The sequence below is a fragment of the Verrucomicrobiota bacterium genome, from assembly GCA_016871495.1.
GTDB lineage: Bacteria > Verrucomicrobiota > Verrucomicrobiia > Limisphaerales > VHDF01 > VHDF01.
In genome coordinates this window covers 1-9,476 of the sequence record VHDF01000029.1, presented here as the reverse complement: position 1 = coordinate 9,476, position 9,476 = coordinate 1, and the positions used below count along the sequence as shown (strand labels likewise).

The window sequence follows — 9,476 nt, the reverse complement described above, 5'->3', positions numbered from 1 at the left end:
AGCGAATCACAACCCGGAGTCGATCCGCAAGAGGATCGAGTCCACTCAAGCGGTGCATCCGCGAGTTGCCGGGGCGCGTGCGCGAACCCGCCCGCGGCGATCTCTTCTGCTCCACCCCTCGTGGGGCGGAGTTCTTCACCGGACGCGGCCAACATGAAGCTTCTCGTGCAACCACGGCGCAAGTTCCTCAGCCCGGAAATCCCCAGTCGCCGAACCTGCGGGACCTTTCCGGGCTAGTGCGCTGAGGGAGGCTGGGAGACATCGAGTGCGTTCTCCAGGTTGACCAGGCGTCGCAGCAACGATCGATACATGCGGTAAGCCTCGGGGCCATGCGCGGCGACCAGCAGATCGTACAGCTCGTGCTCCGGTAGTCGAAGAGAGGGCGTCACCGGCGGCATGACAATGCCGCTGCGGGCAAGTCGTGGCGAGGCGATTAACACGAGCAAAGCCGGAACACTGCGGATCCCTCGATCCAAATCTCGAAGGCCTTCCGTGAGAATCTCGCCTCCGGGCAAGGGTTCAGGCATGGCCGGGGATTGCGAAGAATTCCTTACCCGTTGCTCGAAGGAATCCGCGTCAATGGCGGAATACCGGTGAAGCCGCGGGCGCAGCGCCCGGGCCTGGGTGAGCACATCCGCTTCCGAGATCAGCCCCAGCCTGAGCATTTCCCGCACGTCCCAGAGGTCCTGGGTGTGTCCGCGTTCAAGTTTCGACAGGGCTTGGGAAAGAAAGTCATAGTTGAAAACCGGCAAGGTCCCAAAGCTTCCGACCAACCGGCACCGCTCCCGCCAGGCGTCCTCGCGCTCGATCCCAATCGGGTCAGAAATTCGAGCAGCTTGGCTTTGGTCAATGCTTCAACCACGCGGCCAAGATAGCCGGCCAGATCTCCGGCGTCATGCCGCTTTTGCGCGAAGCCTTTAGCGGTGCATCCCGATGTTGCCGGCGATGCAGGTAGGGCGCGTCCGTCCCGGCGCGCCGCCGGAGCATGATGTTTTGCATCCCGTGGGCGGCGGGCTGGGACAGGCCCGCCCTACCAACAACATCGGGATACACGGAGCCTTTAGGTGCGGTGCATCCAAAGGTTGTCGGTGACCGGGTTGTCGTGGTCACGCAGACAGCCCTGTCTGCTGTAGCGCAGGCTACCCAGCCTGCGGGGCGACGAAGGGAACCCGGCGCGTGGAGAGCATGGAAGGGCCTCGTTCTTCACCCGCCGGGCCGACGGGCCGTCGGCGATACGGCCGGCTATGATGCCTGCGCCACATGACAGACAAGGGATACGGTTTCCAAAGTCATTCATCCGCGGGCGAGGAGAGCCAGGAACAGCTTCGGGATGCGTGCGATGGTGAAAGCCTGGCTCCATGAAGCATGCTGCCGTGCGAAAAGAGCTCGTGTCGATGCCCTGCCTCGCCTCGTCTGGCTGAACACTTCCGTTCTGTGGGATCCCATGCCCGCCGCCCACCGTTCGCCCTTCACTTGTCAGGCGGGGAGGGATGGCCTAGCTTCGCGCCCATGTTCAGCTCCCTCAGCAGCAAGCTCCAGAACGTTTTTCGCAATCTGCGCGGGCTCGGTAAGATTTCCGAGACCAACGTGAGCGAATCGTTGCGCGATGTGCGCATGGCGTTGCTGGACGCCGATGTGAATTTCAAGGTCGCCCGCGACTTTATCGACCGGGTCAAGGAGAAGGCGATCGGACATCAGGTCATCCAAAGCATCCAGCCCGGCCAGCAGATCATCAAAATCATTCATGACGAGTTGGTCGAATTGCTCGGCAGCAGCGGCGCCGGACTCGCCCTGAGCCATCCCCCCTCCTGCCTCATGATGGTGGGCCTGCATGGCTCCGGCAAAACCACCTCCAGCGGCAAACTCGCGAACCTGCTCACGAAGGAGGGACGCAAAGTCTTGCTCGTCGCGGCGGACGTTTACCGGCCCGCGGCCATGGACCAATTGGAAACGCTCGGGCGGCAGTTGGGCGTGCCGGTTTTCACGCTCAAGGGTGAGACGGACGTGCTGCGCATCGGGCGCGAGGCCATGGACCGGGCCCGCGCCGAGCAGATCGACATCGTGATTTTCGACACCGCCGGCCGCTTTCAAATCGACGAGCCGCTGGTGCAGGAGCTCGTGAGACTGCGCGACCTGGTCCAGCCCCGGGAGATCCTGCTGGTGCTTGACGCCGCGACGGGGCAGGAGGCTGTGAATGTCGCCACTCATTTTGACAAGGCGTTGAACGTCACGGGCGCGATCCTCACCAAGCTCGACGGCGACGCGCGCGGTGGGGCGGCGCTCAGCATGAAATCCGTCACGGGCAAGCCGATCAAGTTCATCGGCGTCGGCGAGAAACCCGAGGATTTCGAGCCCTTTCATCCCGAGCGCATGGCCTCCCGCATCCTGGGCATGGGGGACGTGGTGAGTTTGGTGGAAAGAGCCGCCCAGGCCGTGGACGAAGAGGATGCCCTGCGCATGGAGGAGAAAATGCGCAAGGGCCAGTTTTCGCTCGAGGACTTTCTCGAGCAGTTGCGCGGGATGAAAAAGCTCGGATCCCTGGAGAAGATTGTGGGCATGCTTCCCGGCGGCTCCGAAATGATCAAGGGGGCGGACCTTTCGAAGAGCGAGCGCGAGTTCCGCCGCATGGAGGCGATGATCTGCGCCATGACCCCCGTCGAGCGCCGCAATCCCCAAATTTTGAACGCCCGCCGCCGGCTGCGCATTGCCAACGGCAGCGGCGTGAAAGTGTCGGAACTGAACTCGATGCTCAATCGCTTCAATCAAATGCAGCAATTGATGCGGAAGATGAACAAGTTCCAAAAAATGATGGGGAAAATGGGCGGCGGCGCCCCGCCCAACCCGGGCCTGTTCCGGTAAACGGCGGCACCCGCGAAAGGGTTCCTCATCATCCGCGGCCTTCCCACGGAGACACCTGGACTCGGCGATGGCGAGCAATGCGGGGCTGGCCGGGTATGCGAATGAATTTCGATTCCTCGCTGTGTTCGGTGGAATGGCGTCATCATCGTCCGTCCGTCTTCTTGATCGTGATCTTGCTCTTACTCTTGATCGCCCGCCGATGTTCAGTGCGGCAGGGTCTCCTCCTGCCGGCCATGTCCCAGCTCATCGCTCGCCGAGCAGAAGTGAATGAACATGATCATGAGCATGAGCATGAGTGAGAAGATGGCTTCGGATTCGACTGACCTCAGCGGAAAAACTAAAAGTCCGGATTCCCCGCCTCCCGTGTCTTGGCGCCTGCGTGAGTGACCGTCCACCCGGGGCAGGCGCTGCGCTCCAACCCCGGGGTGAAAGCTGGAACACCTTTGTTCAAAGTTCCCAGGCGGCGGACGGGCGCGCCCACAACGGCATTGCGCGGGCTGCCCGCGCGGCGTAAAGTGCCGCCATGAAACCGGCGATTGACCCGAAGCTGCTGGCGAATCCCGTCTTCCAGCGCGTGATGAAAGACGGGCTGGAGATCCAGGATCGCTTCGCCGCCGAGCCGGTTTATGCGAAAACGGGCAAGGGGTTTCTCAAGAGCGCGGGCGTGGCCGAGGTGCGGGCCGCCCAAGTGAAGGCAAATCGCCGCCGCCGATAAGCCGTGAGCCGGGCGCGGACATGGCTGGCTGACTACACGTGGGAGTTTGTCGTCGCGCAGAACGCGATCCTGTGCGCCGCGAAAAATGCGTTGCACAAGCCGACTTCCGATGGACACGCCGCGACGAGGCAGCTTTGGGAAAGTCGCCACGCCACCACGATGCCATTGGAGGATGCCGTCGAACTTTGCCGCCGCTGCCATCGCCTCGCTCCATTCTGCTTTTACAATGGCAACACGTTTGCAGCGATTATCCGTGATGTGATGGGTAGCTTGTCGCTCCCCCCCGCCAAGGCCGTGGTCGCGCGCAGCCTCGCGGGGCACATCGTCGCGGGCGTGGCCACGGACATCGAGGAGCGCGCGTTCCAGGAATTCTGCGAGACCCTCGACAAGACGAGTTGACCGCCAGGACGGTTTCCCCACGGTTCGCCAACCCTTCTCACTTGCTCGAAATGACTTCGAAGCTCCCGGATTGAAGCCGCACTTGCAGAGTTCCGGATTCGAAAGTGCTGTGCCAGGGAATGCCCAATCGATTAAGGCGCTGCTTCAAGATCGCGGATCGACGCAGTTGGTTTTCCCGTTCTGTGATCAGGACATGGCGCGGACTGATGGAGCGCAAAGTCTCCTCGTCGAGCGGATCGTCCCGCGCTGGAATCGCGCATAAGAGGACATCCGCCAGGATGGAATGGGGGGCATGCAACAAACTCTTGCGAGCCGATTCACCGAGACTGCCGCAGAACAGGACGCGAACGCCCTCCGCTTCCAGACGCAGCACCGCTGCCGCGTCATCACCCTGCCTCGGCCTTTCTTGCGGAACGGGGTGCAGAACTTCCCAAGCACCAAATTGATCGCCCCGCTGAATTCGATCGAGCCGCATTTTGCGTTCTTCCATGGCCGCCATGGCCGCACGATGGGCTGGAGAACGAAAACGTTGGTCTGGCACCATGCCGGCGGGCGGGTCGAAATGGTCGAGAAAGCGCTGCAAACCTCCGGCATGGGCCACATCCCCCTGCGTGATGATGACCAGCGGCAAACTGTTCTTGCCCAGGCTGTGGAGGAAGGGCGTGAGCACCCGCTTGGTATCGTCGTCGGCTCCGGTATCCAGCACAACGTCGTCCTGACTTCCGCGCAGATCGACAAAGAGGCTTCGAGAGAGGGGCAAGTTCAGCACGGTCAACCGCGTCTCCCTCTGGCTTCGATGCCAGCGCTCCATCCACAGGCTCATGGCCACCGCCACGGGAAGGCCACTCCAAACCAGCAGGCGCCATCGATTTGGACTTTCGAGGAGGAGTGCCGCCATGGCGGCCAAAGCCAGCAGACAGGCCGCTGCCCCCGGCGCATGAACGTAGGCGTGGGATCCAGGCCAATCCGCCATCGTTTCGCAAATCCGGATCATGACATGCATCCAGAACCACCCGCTGAGGTTGAAGAGTTCGCCCAACTCCGCCAGTCCATGGCCGCAAAGGAGTGATCCGAGCTGGCACATCAACGCCAGGTTCCCGATAGGAACCACAATCACATTGGCCAACAAACCCGAGGGCGCGATCAAATGGAAATACTCGGCCGTGAGGGTCACGGATCCCAGCCAGGCCGCCAGCGAGGTCGCCAGGGCTTGATCCACCCAACGCAACGCCGCCTCGAGCTTGAATCTCCAGGGAGGAATCAGACGTTCGGGAACCCACGGATCGACCCATCGCAACTTGCTGTGCCATCCGCCCAGCCTCGGAGTCAGCACGGCCAGACTGAAGACGACCAGGAACGACAACTGAAAGCCCGCCTGGAAAAGTTGTTGGGGATCGAAGGCCAGAATGGCCAGGGCCGCCGCGCCCAACGAATTGAGCAAATCAACGGGCCGGCGCAGGCTCCAGGATGCCAGCACCAGGGTCATCATCACACTGGCGCGCAAGGCGGAGGCCTGCCAGCCCGTGGCCGCCGTATAGGCCCAGAGCAGGGGAATGATGGCCCACCCGCTCCAAGCCCGGGGAACGCGCATCCCTTTCAGCAGTTGCACGAAGATCCCGGAAATCAACACCACATGCAGTCCGCTAATGGCGAACAAATGCATCGTGCCGGTTTTCATGAATGGATCGCTCACTTCGTCGGTGAACGCCGTTTTCCAACCCAGCGCCATGGCCCAACTCAAGCGCAGTCCGTCGTCCTCCACCGGAACGCCGCGCGCCAAAGTAAGGCGCGCCCAGTCCTCAAAACGGTCCGGCCAGGGCACTTCCCCGGGATCAAAACGCTGTGTCCGCCGCCAGTCTTCCAGGCTTTGCGTCTTGAGCCGTCGATGAATTCCGCCTCGGGCAAGGTAAGACCGATAATCAAAGAGGCCAGGAGCCTGAGGGCCCGGCGGGACCTCCAAGAGGCCGAAGACTTCGACCGGCGCTCCGGTGTGATATTCCGGGCCGTGCTCGAAAGGCGTGGTGACCAGGACGATCCCGGAAGCAGGACGCCATTCGGTTCCGGCGTGCAGGATGGCGACGACCCGAAGGCGGGATTGGGATCGAATCTTTCTTTCATGCCGGGCGTTCTCGAAGGCGCGCAGATGGGGTTTTTCCAGGAGCGTGCCGCGAAGGCGGACGAGCGCCGGGGCAGCGGGCGAAACGTGTCGAACATCGTCGGGAGGGACAGTTTCCAAGACGAACCGCTGCGACGTGAATCCGCAGGTTAAAATCGCAGCGGCCAGGAAACCTGACGAAACCAAGTCGGGCCGTCCAAAATTTCCGGCGGCTTGAGAACATGTCGCGTTCGCATCCTCCCGTGATGAAGTTCGACCCTTTCCACGCACGAGTGCAAAGCCAGCCAGCAAGCAGATGCTGAGCCCTCCTGAGCCATAGGCGCACGCGGGGATCGCATCACCCAACGCAATTCCGGCGGCAAAAAGCGCCGCCACCATCAGCAACGGATACCGCACCATGCCCTCCTTGAGTGTTCAGTCTCCCGAAGCCTCGACTCCGTCTCAGTCGAATCTCACAGTCTTGGCACCGGGAATGCCGAGATCATGCCCCCGGCACGAGAGTGTCGCAATGGAAAAGGCCGGCCAGACTTCCCCAAGGGTCGTGACTGGATTTTCGCCATGGGCTGACCCCATTTCGGCCGTGCCTCCCGAAGTGGTCTGTCGCGTGGCGCAGGCTGCCCAGCCTGCCGTATCGCCGACTGCCCGTCGGCCCGGCGGGTGAAGAACGAGGTCCTTCCATGATCTCCACGCGCCTAGTTCCCGTGTATCCCGATGTTGTTGGTAGGGCGGGCCTGTCCCAGCCCGCCGCCCACGGGATGCAAAACATCATGCTCCGGCGGCGCGCCGGGACGGACGCGCCCTACCTGCATCACCGGCAACATCGGGATGCACCGGCCTAGTTCCTTCGTCGCCCCGCAGGCTGGGCAGCCTGCGCCACAGCAGACAGGGCTGTCTGCGTGACCACGACAACCCGGCCACCGACGACCTCTGGAGGCACCGCCCTTCCGGCCTGAACGCAACTTTTCCGTGACTTTTCGCGGCATCCCCTTCATGAAATGGCCACGAATCAGCCCAGCCTTCGATGGACGGTTCCGCCGCCTCGCGGATGGCGCGCGGAACAGCTCCAGGGGGAAGTGCTCTCGGAGAGTGGAATGAGCGGGCGGATTCCTGAAGTGAATATTGCTGTCTCGCCATCTTTGGTCTCAGGGAATCCGAGTTTAAGCGCGCATGAGGTGAAATTTCTCATCACGCGAGATAGGGCCGCCGGAGTGTTGGACTGGGCCAAGTCACGATTTCAAACCGATCCTTACAGCCGTCCGGAAGCAGGAGGCGGTTATTCCATCAGCAGCCTGTATTTGGACACTCCGGATTTCGCGGTGTATCGCAAGCACGGATCCTTCGGACGCGCGAAGTTCCGCATTCGGAGATATGGGGTCTCGAAACGCGTCTTCTTGGAGCGGAAGTTGAAGGTGGGTGACAAGGTGTCGAAACGCCGTTCCGACTTGGCGATCGATGAATTGCCGGGCCTCGATTTGACGGGCGCCAAGCAGAGCGGGGGTTCAGCCGCGTGGTATGAGAAACGGCTTCACCTTCGCGGACTTAGAGTGGTCTGCCAGATCAGTTATGAGCGCATTGCTCTGGTCGGCTCCAACGAATGGGGTCCGTTGCGCCTGACTTTGGACGAGGCGGTTCATGTGGTGCGGATGGAGGAGCCTCGATTCGCGGAACCCGGGACCGGCGAGCTCCTGCTCGAGAATCACATGATCCTTGAACTCAAATTTCGCGGGAAAATGCCCGCCGTCTTCAAGGAGCTTGCCCAGTTCCTGACCTTGCAACCCGGCGCCGTCTCCAAGTACCGCCTGGGACTGTTCAAGCTCGGATGCGCGCCCGATTTGCAGGTAAACGGCGGCGGACGTGTGGCACCCCACCATGCCTGATTGGCTGAAGCCGGTTCTGGAATCCGGTCCTCCCACGGATCCGGTCGCGGTCGCGATTCGACTGACGGCGGCCCTCGCTCTGGGCTGGGTGGTTTCCTTGATTTACCGCTGGACCCGGAGAGATATTGTTGTTGCCCCCTCTTTTCCGACGACCCTGGTTCTTCTTTCCGCCTTGATCGCCATGGTGACGCAAGTGATCGGGGACAATGTGGCACGGGCTTTCAGCCTGGTCGGAGCCTTGTCCATCGTGAGGTTTCGGACCGTCGTGCGGGACACGCAAGACACGGCTTATGTGATTTTTGCGGTGGTGGTGGGCATGGCGGCTGGCGCCAACCATTATTGGGTCGCGGGTTTGGGTCTTCTCGTCGTGGGGACGGGGGCCTATTTGATGCGAAGGTCCGCGGCCGAGGTTCAGGCGAGCGAGGGGGCGGAAGAGCGTTTGCTGAGCTTGCGCGTCAGCGCTTCGTTGGAGCCCGCCGTCCTGGAGAAAGGAATGCTTTCGGACCACCTTGCCTCGTGCCGGATGTTGTCGGTGGAGAGCGCCAAGCAAGGTCTGAGTTTGGACCTGAGGTATCGCGTGGTGTTCAGGCTCGATTCGACCGCGAGTGCGCTGGTCAAAGCCCTGAACCAGAAGGAAGGCGTGCAGAGTGTCCGGCTTCAGGACATGGACGTGGAGGACGATGATTAGCGCTGGGTGCGGGCAGTCGCGTTGACCCGTGTCTGGGCTGGAGGGGTAAAAGGCCGGGGTGGAGTGTGCCCTGGGAACGATGCGAGTTTTCTGCTTTCTTCCCTTCGGAAAATTGGCTATGAATTCCTCCGATGTATAGGAAACGTTCCCTGGCAGTATCTTCTTGGCTCTCCTTGGTTTGCGTCTTCTCGATCTGGATTTCCACCGAAGCCTTGGGTGCTTTGGGGGTGGTGAAACTGGCGTGGGATCGGAATCCGGAGCCTTCCGTGGCCGGCTACAAGGTGAAGTACGGGCTCTCGACCGGCCGTTGCACCACCACCCTGGATGTGGGGAATGTCATGACTCACAATGTTCCCGATTTGACGGTGGGGACAACTTATTACTTCGTGGTCGTGGCCTACAGCTTTTTCGGGTTGGAGAGTGATCCCTCCAACGAGGTGTTCGGCTCTCCCGCCTCGGGGCGCCCGACGGCTAACGCCGCTTCTTTGACCGTGTCTGAAGACACCCCCCAAACGGTCACGCTCGCCGGCACGGATTCCGCCAGCCTTCCTCTGACCTACATTATTGTCACGCCACCCACGAGGGCCCTGATCCACGGGTAATTCGGTAGCGATTCAAAAAAACCGCTTCAGGACGCATCAGATGTGAATTGTTCTCTTGCAATGTTATATACATCATGTATTTATTTCGCATGCCAGCTCGCTTGCCCGTCCAAGCCAAGTCGCCGTTCGCCATCGATCCCAAGCCGCTCGACGAGACCGCTTCGTCTCATGCGGGGCTCTTGGCCACTTCGCGCGTCTATCGCTCGCTGAAGCTCCCCGA

General features: G+C 61.5%; 8 protein-coding genes. 6 read left to right on the top strand and 2 right to left on the bottom strand.

Features of this window, described 5'->3' with window-relative positions; translation table 11 throughout:
- Positions 1 to 233: 233 nt before the first annotated feature.
- Positions 234 to 752: a hypothetical protein gene (locus FJ404_08540; protein MBM3822914.1), complete on the bottom strand. Its 519-nt coding sequence runs from the start codon at positions 750 to 752 to the stop codon at positions 234 to 236.
- Between the two features lie 757 nt (positions 753 to 1,509).
- Here FJ404_08540 and FJ404_08535 point away from each other — a divergent pair.
- From FJ404_08535 to FJ404_08525, 3 genes are all read left to right on the top strand, one after another.
- Positions 1,510 to 2,859 carry a signal recognition particle protein gene (locus tag FJ404_08535; protein ID MBM3822913.1) on the top strand — a complete coding sequence of 450 codons (1,350 nt, stop codon included), beginning with the start codon at positions 1,510 to 1,512 and terminating at the stop codon, positions 2,857 to 2,859.
- A gap of 523 nt (positions 2,860 to 3,382) precedes the next feature.
- Complete coding sequence (locus tag FJ404_08530) at positions 3,383 to 3,574, top strand: hypothetical protein (GenBank protein ID MBM3822912.1); 192 nt, start codon at positions 3,383 to 3,385, stop codon at positions 3,572 to 3,574.
- A 3-nt stretch (positions 3,575 to 3,577) separates the two neighbouring features.
- Complete coding sequence (locus FJ404_08525; GenBank protein MBM3822911.1) at positions 3,578 to 3,973, top strand: hypothetical protein; 396 nt, start codon at positions 3,578 to 3,580, stop codon at positions 3,971 to 3,973.
- A 37-nt stretch (positions 3,974 to 4,010) separates the two neighbouring features.
- On the opposite strand, the gene FJ404_08520 is transcribed toward FJ404_08525, so the two are convergent.
- Entirely contained in the window at positions 4,011 to 6,488 is a 2,478-nt protein-coding gene (locus tag FJ404_08520; protein MBM3822910.1) for a DUF4131 domain-containing protein, read from the bottom strand.
- 596 nt (positions 6,489 to 7,084) lie between these two features.
- Between FJ404_08520 and FJ404_08515 the strand changes: the two genes are divergently transcribed.
- From FJ404_08515 to FJ404_08505, 3 genes are all read left to right on the top strand, one after another.
- Entirely contained in the window at positions 7,085 to 7,966 is an 882-nt protein-coding gene (locus FJ404_08515) for a polyphosphate polymerase domain-containing protein (GenBank protein ID MBM3822909.1), read from the top strand.
- A complete protein-coding gene (locus FJ404_08510) occupies positions 7,959 to 8,654 on the top strand; it encodes a DUF4956 domain-containing protein (GenBank protein MBM3822908.1) in 696 nt (231 codons plus the stop codon). The genes FJ404_08515 and FJ404_08510 overlap by 8 nt, the downstream gene beginning before the upstream one ends.
- 131 nt (positions 8,655 to 8,785) lie before the next feature.
- Entirely contained in the window at positions 8,786 to 9,256 is a 471-nt protein-coding gene (locus FJ404_08505; GenBank protein ID MBM3822907.1) for a fibronectin type III domain-containing protein, read from the top strand.
- Positions 9,257 to 9,476 lie beyond the last annotated feature (220 nt).

What these genes read in the sequence shown, in the direction of transcription:
- FJ404_08510 (MBM3822908.1), top strand. Translation starts at nt 7,959, where the DNA reads ATGCCTGATTGGCTGAAGCCGGTTCTGGAATCCGGTCCTCCCACGGAT.
- FJ404_08515 (MBM3822909.1), top strand. Translation starts at nt 7,085, where the DNA reads ATGGCCACGAATCAGCCCAGCCTTCGATGGACGGTTCCGCCGCCTCGC.
- FJ404_08535 (MBM3822913.1), top strand. Translation starts at nt 1,510, where the DNA reads ATGTTCAGCTCCCTCAGCAGCAAGCTCCAGAACGTTTTTCGCAATCTG.
- FJ404_08530 (MBM3822912.1), top strand. Translation starts at nt 3,383, where the DNA reads ATGAAACCGGCGATTGACCCGAAGCTGCTGGCGAATCCCGTCTTCCAG.
- FJ404_08520 (MBM3822910.1), bottom strand. Translation starts at nt 6,488, where the DNA reads ATGGTGCGGTATCCGTTGCTGATGGTGGCGGCGCTTTTTGCCGCCGGA.
- FJ404_08505 (MBM3822907.1), top strand. Translation starts at nt 8,786, where the DNA reads ATGTATAGGAAACGTTCCCTGGCAGTATCTTCTTGGCTCTCCTTGGTT.